Annotated in this window: 16 protein-coding genes; 5 read left to right on the top strand and 11 right to left on the bottom strand. The window is 41.0% G+C overall.

Annotated elements, in window-relative coordinates; all coding sequences use genetic code 11:
* Positions 1-5 precede the first annotated feature (5 nt).
* Positions 6-248 carry a hypothetical protein gene (locus tag ACZ47Z_RS00845; RefSeq protein ID WP_015529387.1) on the bottom strand — a complete coding sequence of 81 codons (243 nt, stop codon included), beginning with the start codon at positions 246-248 and terminating at the stop codon, positions 6-8.
* A 252-nt stretch (positions 249-500) separates the two neighbouring features.
* The gene (locus ACZ47Z_RS00840; protein ID WP_020436798.1) at positions 501-1,322 is read right to left on the bottom strand and encodes a CvfB family protein; all 822 of its coding nucleotides are present in this window, start codon (positions 1,320-1,322) and stop codon (positions 501-503) included.
* 248 nt (positions 1,323-1,570) lie between these two features.
* Here ACZ47Z_RS00840 and ACZ47Z_RS00835 point away from each other — a divergent pair, with 248 nt between their 5' ends.
* Together ACZ47Z_RS00835 and ACZ47Z_RS00830 are read left to right on the top strand one after the other, a co-directional pair.
* Entirely contained in the window at positions 1,571-3,019 is a 1,449-nt protein-coding gene (locus tag ACZ47Z_RS00835; protein WP_464525770.1) for a nicotinate phosphoribosyltransferase, read from the top strand.
* 38 nt (positions 3,020-3,057) lie between these two features.
* The gene (locus ACZ47Z_RS00830) at positions 3,058-3,870 is read left to right on the top strand and encodes a Cof-type HAD-IIB family hydrolase (protein ID WP_464525769.1); all 813 of its coding nucleotides are present in this window, start codon (positions 3,058-3,060) and stop codon (positions 3,868-3,870) included.
* On the opposite strand, the gene ACZ47Z_RS00825 is transcribed toward ACZ47Z_RS00830, so the two are convergent.
* From ACZ47Z_RS00825 to ACZ47Z_RS00815, 3 genes are all read right to left on the bottom strand, one after another.
* Positions 3,809-4,759 carry a DMT family transporter gene (locus ACZ47Z_RS00825; RefSeq protein WP_178414033.1) on the bottom strand — a complete coding sequence of 317 codons (951 nt, stop codon included), beginning with the start codon at positions 4,757-4,759 and terminating at the stop codon, positions 3,809-3,811. The two genes, ACZ47Z_RS00830 and ACZ47Z_RS00825, sit on opposite strands and share 62 nt — an antisense overlap.
* 93 nt (positions 4,760-4,852) lie before the next feature.
* Positions 4,853-6,265: a L,D-transpeptidase family protein gene (locus ACZ47Z_RS00820; RefSeq protein ID WP_054754121.1), complete on the bottom strand. Its 1,413-nt coding sequence runs from the start codon at positions 6,263-6,265 to the stop codon at positions 4,853-4,855.
* A 31-nt stretch (positions 6,266-6,296) separates the two neighbouring features.
* Complete coding sequence (locus ACZ47Z_RS00815; protein ID WP_015529408.1) at positions 6,297-7,286, bottom strand: nucleotidyltransferase family protein; 990 nt, start codon at positions 7,284-7,286, stop codon at positions 6,297-6,299.
* Between the two features lie 262 nt (positions 7,287-7,548).
* Between ACZ47Z_RS00815 and ACZ47Z_RS00810 the strand changes: the two genes are divergently transcribed.
* Both ACZ47Z_RS00810 and ACZ47Z_RS00805 read left to right on the top strand, forming a co-directional pair.
* Positions 7,549-8,994 (top strand): carbon starvation CstA family protein, encoded by a 1,446-nt coding sequence (locus ACZ47Z_RS00810; protein ID WP_055173626.1) that lies wholly within the window; start codon positions 7,549-7,551, stop codon positions 8,992-8,994.
* Positions 8,995-9,075: 81 nt separating this feature from the next.
* Positions 9,076-10,083: an ATPase P gene (locus tag ACZ47Z_RS00805; protein WP_464525768.1), complete on the top strand. Its 1,008-nt coding sequence runs from the start codon at positions 9,076-9,078 to the stop codon at positions 10,081-10,083.
* 118 nt (positions 10,084-10,201) lie between these two features.
* On the opposite strand, the gene ACZ47Z_RS00800 is transcribed toward ACZ47Z_RS00805, so the two are convergent.
* From ACZ47Z_RS00800 to udp, 6 genes are all read right to left on the bottom strand, one after another.
* Positions 10,202-10,789 (bottom strand): HD domain-containing protein, encoded by a 588-nt coding sequence (locus ACZ47Z_RS00800; protein ID WP_020436790.1) that lies wholly within the window; start codon positions 10,787-10,789, stop codon positions 10,202-10,204.
* 82 nt (positions 10,790-10,871) lie between these two features.
* Positions 10,872-12,062 (bottom strand): phosphopentomutase, encoded by a 1,191-nt coding sequence (locus ACZ47Z_RS00795; protein ID WP_464525767.1) that lies wholly within the window; start codon positions 12,060-12,062, stop codon positions 10,872-10,874.
* A gap of 15 nt (positions 12,063-12,077) precedes the next feature.
* Complete coding sequence (locus ACZ47Z_RS00790; protein WP_464525766.1) at positions 12,078-12,890, bottom strand: purine-nucleoside phosphorylase; 813 nt, start codon at positions 12,888-12,890, stop codon at positions 12,078-12,080.
* Positions 12,891-12,953: 63 nt separating this feature from the next.
* A complete protein-coding gene (add, locus tag ACZ47Z_RS00785) occupies positions 12,954-13,940 on the bottom strand; it encodes an adenosine deaminase (RefSeq protein ID WP_464525765.1) in 987 nt (328 codons plus the stop codon).
* Positions 13,941-13,982: 42 nt separating this feature from the next.
* Complete coding sequence (locus ACZ47Z_RS00780) at positions 13,983-14,447, bottom strand: cytidine deaminase (protein ID WP_464526035.1); 465 nt, start codon at positions 14,445-14,447, stop codon at positions 13,983-13,985.
* On the bottom strand, positions 14,444-15,226 hold the full coding sequence (gene udp / locus ACZ47Z_RS00775; RefSeq protein ID WP_054754130.1) for a uridine phosphorylase: 783 nt from the start codon (positions 15,224-15,226) through the stop codon (positions 14,444-14,446). Before udp ends, ACZ47Z_RS00780 begins: the two co-directional genes overlap by 4 nt.
* Before the next feature lie 266 nt (positions 15,227-15,492).
* Between udp and upp the strand changes: the two genes are divergently transcribed.
* Positions 15,493-16,122, top strand: a complete 630-nt coding sequence (gene upp, locus ACZ47Z_RS00770) for a uracil phosphoribosyltransferase (protein ID WP_020436784.1) — start codon at positions 15,493-15,495, stop codon at positions 16,120-16,122.
* The last annotated feature ends 134 nt before the right edge of the window (positions 16,123-16,256 follow it).

Here is a 16,256-nt window from a genome sequence, read left to right as displayed (position 1 = left end):
AAATCTTATTTATTTCCACCATCAATCATAAACTGGATCAGCTTATCTGTATCTTCTTTCTCATAAGCGATAACTTCCAGCTCCGGAATCTCTCCGTTAGAGAAGATATTAGCCATAGATACATACTGGGAAAGTTTAGACTTCAGGTTCAGTCTGTCTCCCTCACCTGTTACTAACTCTACTCTTCCTTTACAAGAATCTACTACCTTAAAAAATCCTTCAACATCTGTAATATTCTGAACTTTCATTCTAAATACTCCTTTCTTTTAACAATTTAATTATAACTTTACTTCTTAAATTCATTTGGGAATGATATTACCTATCATTTTCTCATTCCTAATGTTATTATAACGTATTTAAAGCATATTACAAGTAGGAAGAATCACTATTTTTTTTATTTTCAGCATATAGAATCTCACACTTTTTTTTATTTGAAACAACACTTCCTACAAGTCATAGTCACTTTCTCTAACACGTAACGGTTCGCATACAGATTGCTTTTACAAACTATAAATACCATCCTCTTTGATTACGATTTTCTTCTGTTTCAAGAGTCTTCCAACTGCACGTTTGAACGCAGCTTTACTCATTCCCATCTCTGCTTTAATGCGCTCCGGATCTGCTTTATCTGTGAATGGAAGTTTACCCCCACAAGTCTCAATACATTCCAGGATCAGTTCTGCATCTTTGTCCATCTGCTCCGGAATCTTGCCACGGACACTCAGATCCAGTTTTCCATCCTCTTTGACTGCTGCCACACGTGCTTCAATCTCCTGTCCCGGATACATTCTTCCATACATCTCTCTCTTCGGAATCAATGCAGAATACAGATTATCTACTGCCACGAAAGCTCCCAGATCACGATTCACCTCATAAACTGTTCCGGTTACAATATCATCCTTTTTATAAGGAGAGTCTGTCTGCAGAAGATGATAGATCTTCATTGTCGCACAAAGTCTCTCGCTCTTATCTACATAAAGACTTACCAGACAGCGGTCGCCCTTCTCTACCTTCTCTGTCTGTTCCTTAAATGGAAGGAACAGGTCCTTCTCAAGTCCCCAGTCAAGAAAAGCACCCATTCTGCCCACATCTGCTACTGTCAGGACAGCCAGCTGCCCAAGAGTGATCTTTGGCTCATTCGTTGTTGCGATCATACGATCGGAAGAATCTTTATAGAGGAATACCTCGATCGGATCTCCCAGTTCGATTCCGTCCGGAACCTGTTTCTTTGGAAGAAGAACACGCTCCTCGTCACTTCCAAGATATACTCCAAAATCTACCAGCTTTACTACCGTAAGTACCTGTTTTACTCCTAATCTCATCTTTTCTCCATTCTGCCGCTGGCTTACGCGGCCCATTTTTTAATATGTTTTCTATACCTTAAGGTATTTTCTATGCTGTTGTCAATCGAATCTCATCAATTTCTTTGATTCTTTGTTTGATATTTTTTTAACATATTCTTTCTATGAATTGATTTACCTTTCTGAATTATGTATAATTACTTCAATGTGAGAGCAATCTTTCTGCCTACAGCCTGTCTGAGGCAGTATTTTTAAGAGAGGATATTAGTATGAGTGCACAAAATCTTACTTTATTGACAGACCTGTATGAGCTTACTATGATGCAGGGATATTTTGAAACACAGGAAAATCAGACTGTTGTATTCGATGTTTTCTTCCGTGACAATCCGAACAAAGGCGGATATTCCATCATGGCAGGACTAGATCAGGTCATTGACTATATTAAAAATCTGAATTTTTCTTATGAAGATGTTGATTATTTAAGAGGGCTCGGATTGTTCAGTGAGGATTTTCTTCATTATCTGAGCGGATTTCATTTTAGCGGAGACATTTATGCGATCCCGGAGGGAAGCGTCATCTTCCCAAGAGAACCGCTTCTGAAAGTCGTAGCTCCGATCATGGAGGCTCAGCTTGTTGAGACAGCAATCCTTACAATTCTGAATCATCAGTGTCTGATCGCTACGAAAGCTTCCCGTGTTGTTTATGCGGCACAAGGAGACGGTATCATGGAATTCGGACTTCGCCGTGCCCAGGGACCGGATGCGGGACTGTACGGAGCAAGAGCTGCCGTGATCGGTGGATGCGTCGGAACTTCCAATGTACTCGCCGGCGAAATGTTTGATGTACCGATTATGGGAACGCATGCACACAGTTGGATCATGACTTTCAAAGATGAATATACTGCATTTAAAGAATATGCAAGATTGTATCCTGATGCATGTACACTGCTTGTCGATACTTATGACACATTGAAATCCGGTGTTCCGAATGCGATCCGTGTTTTTACCGAGATGCGCGAAGCAGGCATCAAACCGAAGAGCTACGGTATCCGCCTTGACTCCGGTGATCTCGCTTATCTTTCTAAAAAGGCGCGTAAGATGCTGGATGACGCCGGATTCCAGGATGCTGTCATTGCCGCTTCCAACGACCTGGATGAATTTCTGATCCACGATCTCAAGATGCAGGGCGCTGCAATTTCTTCCTGGGGTGTCGGAACGAACCTTATTACATCAAAAGACTGCCCGTCCTTTGGCGGTGTTTATAAACTGGCTGCTATTCAAAACGCAGATGGAGAATTCCAGCCGAAGATTAAAATTTCTGAAAACATTGAAAAGATCACCAATCCAGGAAATAAAACTATCTATCGCATTTACGACAAAGAGACTGGTATGCTGCGTGCCGATCTGATCTGCTTTGCTGATGAGACATTTAATACAAGGGAAGATCTTCTTCTCTTTGACCCAAATGCTACATGGAAGAAAACACTTCTTCCGGGTGGAACCTACACAATGCGTGAACTGCTTGTCCCAATCTTCCAGCATGGAGAATGTAAGTATGAGTCCCCATCTGTAAAGGAGATTGCAGAATTCTGTCGTCAGGAAAAAGAGACACTTTGGGATGAGACAAAACGTCTCTTCAATCCACATAAGGTATATGTGGATCTTTCCCAAAAACTGTACGATACAAAAACCAAGCTGCTGAATGAAGCACATCATTAATTACTGTCACCATATGATGAAATGGAGTTTTAATTAGTATGAAATACCAAGTGATTGTACTTGATCTAGACGGTACACTGACCAATTCAAAAAAAGAAATAACGCCCCCTACAAGGGACGCTCTGATTGAAATTCAACAGAATGGAAAAAAAGTAGTCCTCGCCAGCGGTCGCCCGATCAACGGTGTCGCACCTCTGGCAGAGGAATTATATCTAAAAGAATACGGCGGATTCATGCTCTCCTTTAACGGTGCGAGAATCACCCGCTGTTCTGACAATGCAATTATTTATAATAAGGTTATCCCACAGGAAGTCATCCGTCCGATTTACGAGGAGGTAAAAGAATATCCTGGATTGGACCTTATCTCTTATACGGATAAAGTAATCCTCTCCGGTATTAAAAGTAATGAATACACTGAGAAAGAAGCCGCCATCAACAGCATGGTGATCTGTCCGGTTGAGGACTTCCCTGCCGCACTTGATTTCCCGGTCAATAAAATGCTTATCCCAGGTGAACCTTCCATCCTGGAAGACCTGATGCCGAAGCTGCAGAAACAATACCACGGGCTGCTCAACATCTACCGTTCTGAGCCATTCTTCTTAGAGATCATGCCTCAGAATATCGATAAAGCACACTCTCTGCAGAAGCTTCTGAACAGTATCGGTCTCACTGCCGATTCCATGATCTGCTGCGGCGACGGCTTCAATGATCTGTCCATGATCGAATATGCCGGTCTTGGTGTAGCAATGGAGAATGCCCAGCCGGTCGTCAAAGAATCTGCTGACTTTATCACAAAGTCGAATGATGAGGACGGGATTCTTCACGTTGTAAATCTCTACATGAGAGATTAGGCCTTCTCTCCGGAAGCTGCGCAAGAATCACAGCCGCAAATACAAGGGCACATCCAAAAAGTTCCCTTGGAGACAAGGTTTCTCCAAGAATCACCCAGCCTGCAAGTACTGAAAATACAGACTCAAGACTTAACAGCAGAGATGCAACTGTCGGGTCTGTATTTTTTTGTGCAACAATCTGCAAAGTATATCCTACTCCACAAGACATGATTCCTGCATAAGCAATTGGCTTCCATGCCTGCAATATAGAATAAATTTCCGGGTGCTCAAATAAAATTGTCGGTATCATACATAAGATTCCACAAACAAAAAACTGAATACAGGACATCTTCACTCCGTCTGCTTTTGGTGAAAAATGATCGATCACAAGAATATGGAATGAAAAAGCAACAGAACCCAGTAAAATATAAAAATCTCCTTTTGCAATGGATAATCCTGATGTCATACACAGAAAATACATTCCGATCACTGCAAGTACCACACCAATCCATACTTTAATTCCGGCCTTTTTGCCAACGGCCAGCCCCAGGATTGGAACAATCAGAATATATAATGCCGTGATAAATCCTGCTTTTCCCGCCGTTGTATATTGTATCCCGATCTGTTGCAAGGAACTTCCCAGCATAAGGAAAAATCCACAACAAATACCACCGATGATAAGTGTTTTCTTATTTTGTATAACTTCTTTTCCTTGTGATATCTTCTCCTTTCTCTTCTTATCCAATACATAAATCACCGGAATCAATACAATTCCACCAAGTATACTTCTGGCACTGTTAAATGTGAATGGACCGATGTAGTCCATCCCAGCACTTTGTGCAACAAATGCTGCGCCCCAAATAAGCGCGATTATTAGAAGTATTAAATTGTTTACATACCTCTTTTTCAATTTTTTTACCTCTTTTTCAATTTTTAGCCACTCTCTAGTATACAAAAAAATCTGCTGATTGGCAGATTTTTTTGATTTTTCTTATTATTTTTCTTAATAGTGCATAATTACCGGATCTCCAACCTGGATCAACTCATACAATTTCCCGGCATCTGAATAGCTCATATTGATACATCCATGAGAACCTCTGTAGGTATATACATTTCCTCCAAAACTGCTCTGCCATGTTGCATCATGAAAACCAACACCGGAATACGTTACACGCATCCAATATTTTACAGGAGTTTCATACTCTCTTGTTCCATCCGGTCTTACATTACCGCGCAGTACTTTATTCTGCATTCGTTCCAAAATCGTATAAACTCCTGCCGGAGTACTTCTTCCGCCTTTCGGAAGTCCGGTCACTACATCTGCTGACATCAAAACTTCTCCGTCTTTGACATACCACATTTTCTGATTCGTCAGATCGACTTCTGCATAAGTGGAGCCCCAATCCTGCGCACCATGCGATGCCGCAGTCTTTCCTTCCACATAAACCGGCTCTCGACTTATTGTTTCTCCGCTTTCAACATTCGCAAGAAGTGTCTCATACTCTGCCTTTTCATTAATCTCCCAACCGTAAGTTCCACCGGAAACTTCGGCTGCTCTTCCATCCGGTGTAGTGAATTGTCTGGTCTTTCCTGCAGTATCATACTGCTGCGCAAACTGTGTCACCCATTCCTGTATAAGTTCCGGGTGAAATGTCACCACATAATTCTCATCTGCTGTCACCCACTGTGAAATAACGGTTTTATCAACCACAACCGGTGTATCAAGTCCCATCTCATAAGTTACACTCGCATTCAGGTATGCATTCATCGCATCGCACGCCTGCTGAACTTCCGGTGATTCTTTTGTATATAGCGGCTGTACATAACATCCTGCTTCATCAAGATCCAACTGCTCTTGCAGTCCCTCTATCGCTTGGACTACCGCTTTCTTCAATGCATCTGCATCTATTGCTGTCCCTTCCGTAATGTCTCCCGGAACAAACTTTTCTCCGTCAAACACCGGCATAGAAGATATCGGCTGCACCTGTTCTGTTGTCACAGCTGTCAGACTTGCAATCTTCGCATCTAATGCATTCCCATCATAATCCGCACTTGCCGTGATGGACAATCCTTTTCCCTCTCCCGACCATGCTGCCGGCCACAGAAAAACGGACTGCTCCTTTAATAATTTATCTATCGCTCCATTTTCTTTATATTCAACAGAGATCTCTTTTCCTGTAATGCTATCAGAAAGTCCCGCATGTTCTGTAATCTTCAATTCATACTTCTTAACTTCTGATTTCAGATAATCTGCCACATCTTCTTCCTTAGCATATGAAAAATCTTTCCCGTTAACCTTTGTATTCGGAAGAAAATGACTCATAAAATACAAAGCGGTTCCTATGTACCCTAAAACCAAGATTCCTGCAACTATTCCAAGGCTAATCCATAACCATTTTTTCTTGTTGTTCCCCATCAAACACTTTCTCCTTTGTAATTCCTTCTTTCTAATCAATCAGATCATTCTGAAATCTCGACAAATGCTCATACGGCAAGATCAGTCTTCCTCGAAACAATCCACACCCGTCATTGATCAAACTGTTATTCATCGCTGCAAACATATTTACATCCAGCTTCGCCAGATCCAATCCCAACAGCTTCATTCCGCGCTCATACGCCTCATCAAAATAAATGCACTCACCTCTTGGGATCGCATTTCTTCTGGCGCGCTCTTTCTCTTGTTTTTTCTCATATCCCAGATGGTTTGCCGGCCCAATCTCTGCAATATCATCCATTTGCTTTGTACGGATCTGAACCTCAATATAACTTCTTGAACAGTTATCATAGAATGTAATGTGCAGTGACTGGTATTCATCCGGCTGGCTGTCTGAAATATAATCTCTGTAATATGGTCTGACATTGTCATCCATGAGTGGGGAATGACTTTCCATCACACCATTTGCCGGCTCCGCTGTAAACCCTCTTTCCTCAAGAAAGCCCGGTAGTACATTTGCTATTTCATACAAACACTCCAGCTCTGCAATCTGACGTTCTTCTTCATTTTCATAATGGCATTTCGGCATGGAGATTACAATCCGGTATGCGATCAAGTCTCGAAAGCAGCTAAGACTGCGCTTTAACTCTGCCGTTGTCGGATACTTTCCATATTCTTCGTAATAATCTGAAATATACTTGACAATATAACCATTAAATTTCTCTTCCGCACGGATCAACGACTTGATTCTTCCCTTTACTGTAAATGCAAGATATGGATATTCTTTTGTCATATATTTATAGAATTCCCGAACCTGCTGTGACTGGGTCGTAAGGAATTCATTATGTTCCAAAAGTTCTCTGATCTGAATCAGGAAATTACAATGTATCAGGTCAATTTCATTTTTTGTCTTTCGTGCATCTTCCCTTAGATCTGTAATGTAATTCTGCAGCACCTTAAAAATGGTATCGCCCGAATACAGATAATCATTTAAAGTTATCATAACGTATCCCTCCACGAAAATGTATCTCTGTGTTTTTCATTGCATATTTCTTATCAGCACGCCAAACATGATGGCCTTATTTCATCTATTATAACAATCCGATGCGACAATCGCCAGTCATGGAGCTACAAATGATACTTTTCTTGATTTTTTTAGAGAAATTATATAAATTTTATCTAAAAAACTTGAAATTTTTATAAACAATCCTATAATATAAGTAGGTTGAAAAACGCTAACATTTATGTTTTCTGGAGGTGTTTGTATGATTAGTTTTATTATTTGTTTAGCGTTACTTATTGGCGGATATTTTGTTTATGGAAAGGTGGTTGAGAACACATTCGCACCTGACGACAGAGAAACTCCTGCTGTCAGAATCAATGACGGAGTAGATTATGTCGTTATGCCGCAATGGAAGTTATTCCTTGTGCAATTACTTAACATTGCCGGTCTTGGACCTATTTTTGGTGCCATGCAGGGTGCTTTATGGGGACCGGTCGTATTCCTCTGGATTACATTCGGTACAATTTTTGCCGGAGGTGTGCATGATTATTTCTCCGGTATGCTTTCTGAACGAAATGACGGAGCATCGATTTCTGAGGTATGTGGAATCTATCTTGGAAATGTTATGAAAAATGTTATGCGTGTATTCAGTGTAGTACTTCTTGTCATGGTTGGTACTGTATTTGCAGTAGGTCCTGCCGGCTTGATCGTCACTTTGCTTGGAAACAAAGGTATCACCGGACTTCTTGCAAATCCTGAATTTTGGCTTTGGATTATTTTGTTATATTATTTTATCGCGACCTTTATTTCTATCGATAAGATTATCGGACGCATCTACCCGATTTTTGGTATCTGTCTGATCATCATGGCTCTTGGTGTTATCATCGGTATCTTCACAAATCCGAATTATACAATTCCGGAAATCTGGAGCCACTTTACAAATATGCATCCTGACGGAAAACCAATCTGGAGCTTCATGTTTATCACTGTAGCATGTGGAGCTATTTCTGGTTTCCATTCTACACAGTCCCCTCTAATGGCTCGTTGTATGAAATCTGAGAAACAGGGACATTTCGTATTCTACGGCGCAATGGTAGCAGAAGGTGTGATTGCACTGATCTGGGCAGCCGCAGGATGTGCACTTTACAAAGTAACAGGTGGTCTCAACACAGGTTTAAGCGAAGTTCTTGCTAACGGTCAGTCAGCCGCTATCTACGATGTGTGTATTAAGACAATGGGAGGCATCGGTGTAGCATTGGCAATGATCGGTGTTATCGTATGTCCGATCACTTCCGGAGATACTGCATTCAGAAGTGCCCGTCTTGTACTTGCAGACTGGTTCAAGATCGATCAGAATAAATTGCAGAAACGATTGATTCTCTGTGTACCGCTTCTGGCAGTCGGTGCTTTTGTAGGACATCTTGATTATGCCATTGTATGGAGATATTTCAGTTGGACAAACCAGACTTTAGCAATGATCGTTTTGTGGACAGCAAGTATGTATCTGTTCCGCGAGAAGAAGAATTACTGGATTACAGCAGTTCCTGCAACATTTATGAGTGCCGTTTCCATGACCTATTTCTTCTGTGCAGATGAATGTCTGGGATTCTCTACAGCAGTTGCTTATCCTGTAGGAATTATCCTGGCAGCATTGTTCCTTGGAATCTTTATCTGGGCAACAAGAAAACCTGCGAAAAAACAGGCTTAAGATTATAGAACTGTGAAAAGCAGACAGATATCATGTTTTTCACAGTTCTTTTACAATATACAAATGAAATGAGATGATATTATGTTTAAACCACAACGACTTGGAACTGTAACAATCCCGGATGCTGAATTAACCACTGACAAAAAAGGCTGCAAAAAAATAGGCCCTTGCGGTGTTGGGGAAAAAGCAATTTATTTAAACAGTTTTTATTTTGACAGACGTTATTACATACCAATTTCTTCCATAGAAAGAATATTTAAAAGAATTGCCATGAGCAAAGGTGGTTTTACAGGAAAAGGAGCATTTGGAACGTTATCCTATCTCGTAGTTGTATATGAAAATGGAAAAGAAAAACAATGTAACTTCAAACATGAAGAAGATGTGGATCGTCTTTTGGCTTATATTGAAGAAAGATTTCCTCAGATTCCGCTGCACAGCATAGAAGCCGAGCGAAAACTGGAAGAAAAAAGAAAATGGCTGGAAGAAAAGCAGCGCGAGCGCATTCTTCCGGAAGAAATCAAAAAGCGGCTTACCAAGCTTGAACACGCAGAAAATTATCTTAAAAAGCAATCTGATTACTACATGGATCTGAGCCTGTCGGCGAAGAAAAAGAGAACCTATGACAGAAGCAATCCCGCTTATAAATGGGTCGCTTTTGCTGTTGTAATATTGGGTATCGGAGCATTCCTTTATGGAATCTACTCCCTTCTGACTCATGCCGGATTCGGTATGTATTTCCTGTTATTTGGATTGGCAGCAATTTTCCTGTTCGCAGGAGCGAATGTATTGCCAACCTCCAAAAACAATAAAAAATATATCGAAAATCAGCTGGAACGATCCATCCAGCAAATGGAAGCCTATATCCAGAAATATCCTGACTTTCCGGTTCCAGCACATTACGCACATCCGGTCGTATTAAAGAGAATGCAGGATATCATGAAGGATGGCCGTGCACAAACGATTCCTGAAGCGCTCACGGTTTTAAAAGATGATTTGAAAGCTCTGAATTCTAATGTAACAGTTGAAAAAGAAGAGTATGATGAAATCGTTGCAATCAAGCCAATGTTTCTGGTAATGGATTATAAATAGTTTTTCACCTGATTTTTGCCCTCTCAAAAAGAATAGCAGCTGTTCTCACAACACACTTGTTAGACAGCTGCTATTCTTTTCCACATTCCTCTCATTTTATAAGAAAGTTATTCACATTTTACTCTTTAATTGTTCCCTTTTTTACATTTTCCTGGATAATCTGATCTACAACTTCAAATATTTTTTCCGATCCAAGTCTCGTCTTCCTCTGACGACCATAAACCTGATCTGCACATACTCCATGCTCTTTCCAATCATTTCCACCATTGCTGTTATTCAGCATCAGCGGCTGTAGATTATCCATTGCATGTGCGAACTTAGATTCCGCTGTTTCAAATGCCTCGAACTCATCAAAAAGAGAAATCAGCTCTTGTTTCTGATCTTCCGGAAGGATTGAAAAAATTCTTTCCTTCGCCGCATCTTCTCTTGCTTTCTGAGTTTTCAAACCTTCTGTATCATATGCATACGTATCACCCGCATCGATCTCCACAATATCATGGATCAGACACATCAGCATTACCTTTGCAATATCTACCGATTCGTTTGAATGCTCTCTGAAAAGATATGCCATGATCGCCATATGCCATGCATGTTCTGCATCGTTTTCCCGCCTGCCATGCTCTGAGAGATGTGTCTGTCTCAGAATATTTTTTTCCTTATCTATTTCCAATGCAAAATCAAGCTGTCGTTTCAATCTTTCATCCATTTTTCTCTGTCTCCTTGTTCTAAACTTCATTACCTTAAGATGAAAATTAATTTGCTTTTCGTATTATTTTCATTCTCAGTTTTTATTTCAGTTCATCCAGGATAGATGCTCCGATTGTTCCTTCCGGCATCTTTACATCGAAGTTATCTGCAATCGTTGCTCCGATCACTGCAAATGTATCTGAATCCGGCAGTTTTCCGTATCCTTCCATAGATGGAGAATATGCAAAAAACGGAACCATTTCTCTTGTATGGTCTGTTCCTGTGTGCGTCGGGTCATTTCCGTGATCTGCAGTAATGATCAGAAGATCATCCTCTCTCAATCCACCAAGAAATTCTCCTAATTTCACATCAAATCGTTCAAGTTCTTCTGCGTATCCCTTTACGTTTCTGCGGTGTCCCCACAATGCATCAAAATCCACAAGATTTACAAAGCACAAGCCTTTGAAATCTCTTTTTGAAATTTCGATCGTCTGCTCCATTCCATGAACGGAACTTTTGGACTTATTTGATTCTGTCAGACCTTCTCCATTGAAAATATCAAAAATCTTACCGACTGAGATCACATCATATCCTGCATCTTTGAGTGCATTAAGTGCTGTTCTTCCGTATGGTTTCAGCGCATAATCATGTCTGTTACTTGTACGCTTAAACTCACCTTTTTTCTTTCCAACATAAGGTCTTGCAATAACACGTCCGACTTTCCACTCATCTTTCATCGTAATATCACGTGCGATCTCACAGCAGCGGTAAAGCTCATCCAGTCCGAAGGTCTCCTCATTTCCGCAGATCTGCAGTACAGAATCTGCAGATGTATAGACAATCATATGACCTGTTGCAATCTCTTCTTCTGCAAGTTCATCAAGAATCTCTGTTCCACTGGCACTCTTGTTTCCGATTACCTTATGTCCTGTTCTCTTTTCCAGTTCGTCAATCAATTCCTTCGGAAATCCCGTCTCTGTAAATGTCTTAAATGGCTTCGTGATATGAAGTCCCATCATCTCCCAATGTCCGGTCATCGTATCCTTTCCGGTACTTGCTTCTTTCAGGAAAGAATAGTATCCCATCGGTCTTTCTACCGGTGCCACCTGTTTCAGTGGGTGTAAATTGGCGATTCCAAGTTTCTGAAGATTCGGAATATGAAATTTATCCACAGACTCAGAAATATGTCCCATTGTGTCTGTTCCTGCATCCCCATACTCTGCAGCATCCGGCATTGCTCCTGCTCCGAATGAATCGATCACAATTGTAAAAATTCGATTATATTTTTTCATAAAAATCACACCCCATTACATGTTTACAACAACTTTTGTAACAAGCTCCTTAAATGATTTTGCTACGCGGTCTGCTGTCTCCTGTACTTCTTTATGATTCAGTTCCTCTTTTGAGATTCCTGCTGCCATATTTGTGATACAGGAAATTCCACAGATTTCCATGCCCATGTGACGTGCCGCCATAGCTTCACATGCGGTACTCATTCCGACTGCATCTCCGCCCCAGCTCTGTGCAAGTCTTATTTCTGCCGGTGTTTCATAGTTCGGTCCTGTAAACTGAACGTAAACACCTTCCTGAATCTCAACGCCACACTCCGCTGCACACTTGCGGATCACATCCTGAAGACGCTTGCTATACACTTCGCTCATATCCGGGAATCTTGTTCCAAGTTCATCAATATTCGGTCCGATCAATGGGCTTGGAACTCCTGTTGTAATATGATCTGTGATCATCATGAAATCTCCGGCTTTATAAGATGGATTACATCCACCTGCCGCATTTGTAAGAAGAATCTTCTTCGCCCCAAGCATTCCCATCAGACGTGTCGGAAGAACAACATCAGACATCTTATATCCCTCATAATAATGAACACGTCCCTGCATGATCACAACCGGTGTATCCTCTACATAACCAAATACAAAGCGTCCTTTATGTCCCTTTACTGTAGAAACCGGAAATCCTTCAATCTCTGTATAATCGATGGTCTGCTCAATCTTGATCCCATCTGCGAAGTCTCCAAGTCCGGATCCGAGAATCAGTGCCACTTCTGGTTTAAAATCGATCTTCTTTCTTACACTTTCAAGACATGTAACTAATTTCTTATACATAATTTCCACACTCCTTTTCTTTGTTTTCTGAACTTGAAAACCGGTAACATTTCGTGTAAATACTTATACGCCATAAGCTTCCCCCATCATCCGGTACAATTTATCTTTTACAGAATCTGTTGCAAAAGCTACATCTGCTGCATTCTTCATCAAAAGATAGATTTCATCATCTTGGATTCCGTATGTGTTTTGAATAAATTCCAGTTCCTTTGTCATTGTTGTATCACTGACCGTACGATTGTCCGTATTGACCGTTACTTTTAAACCGCCATTCAAGAACTCTCTGATCGGGTATTCCTCCGGTCCTGCTACTGCTTTTGTCTGCAGATTACTGATTGGGCACATCTCAATTCCGATTCCTTTTCCTGCAAGTTCTTTGATCAGATCACTATGTCCTCTCATTGCAATTCCATGACCGATTCTTCCTGCACCGGCCTCCACAGAATCTATAATATTCTGAGCACTTCCACACTCCCCTGCATGGATTGTGAACGGCATCCCAATCTTGTGGGTGTTCTGGAACAGATTTTTAAACTCTGACATAGGGTAGATGGCTTCTGCTCCTGCAAGATCTGCTGCACACACTCCTGAGCCAAGATATTCTCTCGCTGTACGTATCATGCGCCAGTTCATTTCTTCGCTGTGATGCCGCATCGCACATACAATCAGACCGAAGTCAATTCCGAACTCTTTCTTGCCTCTTTCAAGACCTCTTAGGACTGCTTCTATCACTTTGTTACAATTCATATCATCTGTCTCTGAAAGAAGGGGGGCGAAACGGATCTCAGAATAAATCACATTCTCCTGTTTCATACTTCTAAGCACATCATATCCGGCTTCCTCAAGACCTTCTTCGTCTCTTAAACATTGTCCCGGCAGATCAAACTTTTCCAGATATTCTGCAAGACTTGTACAGTCATCTGACACGCTCAGTTCTTCTTTTCCCACCTGTCTTCCCAATCTCTTTTCCACAAATTCCCGACTCAGTGATCCGTCCAGATGACAGTGCAATTCCACCTTTGGCAATTTTATAATATCTTCCCTTGTCATTGTTAAATCCCCCTTCCTTCGTCAGCTTTTAATTCGTATATATTATACCAAATTTAATGGTCCAAACCCAAGAGGCATCAGCTCTTCTAAAGTATAAATTTCATATCGTTCTTTATCCACTGCAAGAATGATCTGAAATGTCTTCGGATTACAAAATTCCATCATGACCTGACGGCATACACCACATGGCGCAGTGTATTCCGTCAATTTTCCATCTTTGCCACCGACAATGCAGATTGCCTGAAAATCACGAACACCTTCGCTTACCGCCTTAAAAAATGCAGTTCTCTCCGCACAATTTGTTGGTGTATAAGATGCATTTTCTATATTACATCCTGTATAGATCTTTCCGCTCTTTGTTAAAAGCGCTGCCCCAACTTTAAAATTCGAATAAGGTGTATAGGAAAACTTAAGTTGCTCAATCGCTGTATCGATCAATTTCTCAACCATAACCTGTTCCATCACAGCCCCCTCTTTTCTTTCATATGCTACTACCTGTTTTCTTATTTGTTTTTCTGGTCTGCTTTGATCAATTTGCGAATTGCTTCAACGGCTACCTGGATTGCCATATCTGTATCATGAACAACTGGATTCGCAAGACCAAGTTTCTCTCTTTCCTGATTTGCAACAACAAGAAAACAAGAACCTGCTCTTGCTCTTAATTTAGATGCACAGATAAACATTGCTGCTGATTCCATCTCAGATGCAAGGCATCCCATCATCTTCCATGCTTCCCATTTATTGATAAGTTCATATCCTACCGGCATTTTCTCTGGCTCATGCTGTCCGTAAAATGCATCTTTAGACTGAACAACACCTGTATAATGTGTGAAGTTTTTCTCTTTCGCTGCTGCAACCAATGCATTTGTAACATCAAGATCTGCTACTGCAGGATACTCGATCGGTGCGTATTCTTTGGATGTTCCTTCCATACGGATCGCACCTGTTGCGATTACAACGTCACCACTTTTAATCTCTGTCTGCATTCCGCCACATGTTCCAATTCTTACAAAAGTATCTGCTCCACATTTATACAGCTCTTCCATAGCGATTGATGCAGACGGGCCACCGATACCTGTAGATGTAACGCTTACCTTTACTCCGTCCAGTGTTCCTGTATAAGTAATATACTCTCTGTTATCTGCTACCAAAACCGGATCATCAAAATACTGTGCGATCTTAACGCAGCGTTTTGGATCTCCCGGCATGATCACATAACGTCCAACTTCTCCTTTTGCTACCTGAATATGGTATTGTCTGCTCGGATCTTCTGAATAATTTTTCATAATTTTTTCACCTCTCTACCACTTTATATCTTATGCCATTGAGGGCACAGCTACCTTGAACAGTGCCTGTAGAAATTCTTGACTTCTTTTAATATTACTTTACTCTAATATCTTATAAAACTCAAGCTACCTATTCATTGTATGAAATAAAACTCGACAAACTTTCAATAATCTTGTTCGAAAGTCCCTTTTATTAAAAAAAGGGGTAGTCTCAAAACAAGAAACTCGTTATAATAGGGGGCAGAAAATGAATGGAGGAATTCAAAATGAATAATGTAATTGAGATGAAGCACCCACTGATTCAGCATAAGATTTCCCGATTAAGAGACAAAAATACAGGAACTGCTGAATTCCGTGCGCTGGTAGAAGAAATTGCTATGTTAATGGGATATGAGGCTTTAAAAGACCTTCCATTAGAAGATGTGGAAGTCGAAACACCGATTGAAAAATGTATGACCCCACAGATTGCAGGCAAGAACTTTGCTATTGTACCAATCTTACGTGCCGGTCTTGGAATGGTAAGCGGTCTTCAGGCTTTAGTCCCGACTGCAAAGATTGGTCATATTGGTCTGTATCGTGATGAGGAGACACATGAGCCACACGAATACTACTGCAAACTGCCAAGCCCAATCTCTGAACGTCTGATCGTTGTTACAGATCCTATGCTTGCTACAGGTGGTTCTGCTGTTGCTGCTGTTGATTTTATCAAACAACATGGCGGAAAGAAGATCAAATTCATGGCTATCATTGCTGCTCCGGAGGGCGTAGAACGTCTGATGGAAGCACATCCGGATATTCAGCTGTACGTAGGACATATTGACAGAGAACTGAACAAAGATGCTTACATCTGTCCGGGACTTGGGGATGCCGGGGATCGCATTTTCGGAACAAAATAAATAGATTTTGCAAAACAAAAAAGATATCGAAGCACACTTACATTTTTCGTGTGCTCCGATATCTTTTTCATCTGTCCCTGGCCGAACAGATCATTTGGCTTATATTTTATGGTATATTTTTACATGGCAGTAAA

The organism is Mediterraneibacter faecis, from assembly GCF_055383675.1.
Note: the sequence above shows the minus strand (reverse complement) of the source record. Positions and strands in the feature narration are given on the sequence as shown.

Bases quoted from the DNA above. Each gene is read 5' to 3' on its own strand.
- ACZ47Z_RS00830 (WP_464525769.1), top strand. From the start codon at position 3,058: ATGAAATACCAAGTGATTGTACTTGATCTAGACGGTACACTGACCAAT.
- upp (WP_020436784.1), top strand. From the start codon at position 15,493: ATGAATAATGTAATTGAGATGAAGCACCCACTGATTCAGCATAAGATT.
- ACZ47Z_RS00820 (WP_054754121.1), bottom strand. From the start codon at position 6,265: ATGGGGAACAACAAGAAAAAATGGTTATGGATTAGCCTTGGAATAGTT.
- add (WP_464525765.1), bottom strand. From the start codon at position 13,940: ATGACAAGGGAAGATATTATAAAATTGCCAAAGGTGGAATTGCACTGT.
- ACZ47Z_RS00840 (WP_020436798.1), bottom strand. From the start codon at position 1,322: ATGAGATTAGGAGTAAAACAGGTACTTACGGTAGTAAAGCTGGTAGAT.
- ACZ47Z_RS00815 (WP_015529408.1), bottom strand. From the start codon at position 7,286: ATGATAACTTTAAATGATTATCTGTATTCGGGCGATACCATTTTTAAG.
- ACZ47Z_RS00835 (WP_464525770.1), top strand. From the start codon at position 1,571: ATGAGTGCACAAAATCTTACTTTATTGACAGACCTGTATGAGCTTACT.
- ACZ47Z_RS00790 (WP_464525766.1), bottom strand. From the start codon at position 12,890: ATGTATAAGAAATTAGTTACATGTCTTGAAAGTGTAAGAAAGAAGATC.
- ACZ47Z_RS00810 (WP_055173626.1), top strand. From the start codon at position 7,549: ATGATTAGTTTTATTATTTGTTTAGCGTTACTTATTGGCGGATATTTT.
- ACZ47Z_RS00805 (WP_464525768.1), top strand. From the start codon at position 9,076: ATGTTTAAACCACAACGACTTGGAACTGTAACAATCCCGGATGCTGAA.
- ACZ47Z_RS00845 (WP_015529387.1), bottom strand. From the start codon at position 248: ATGAAAGTTCAGAATATTACAGATGTTGAAGGATTTTTTAAGGTAGTA.
- ACZ47Z_RS00795 (WP_464525767.1), bottom strand. From the start codon at position 12,062: ATGAAAAAATATAATCGAATTTTTACAATTGTGATCGATTCATTCGGA.
- udp (WP_054754130.1), bottom strand. From the start codon at position 15,226: ATGAAAAATTATTCAGAAGATCCGAGCAGACAATACCATATTCAGGTA.
- ACZ47Z_RS00800 (WP_020436790.1), bottom strand. From the start codon at position 10,789: ATGGATGAAAGATTGAAACGACAGCTTGATTTTGCATTGGAAATAGAT.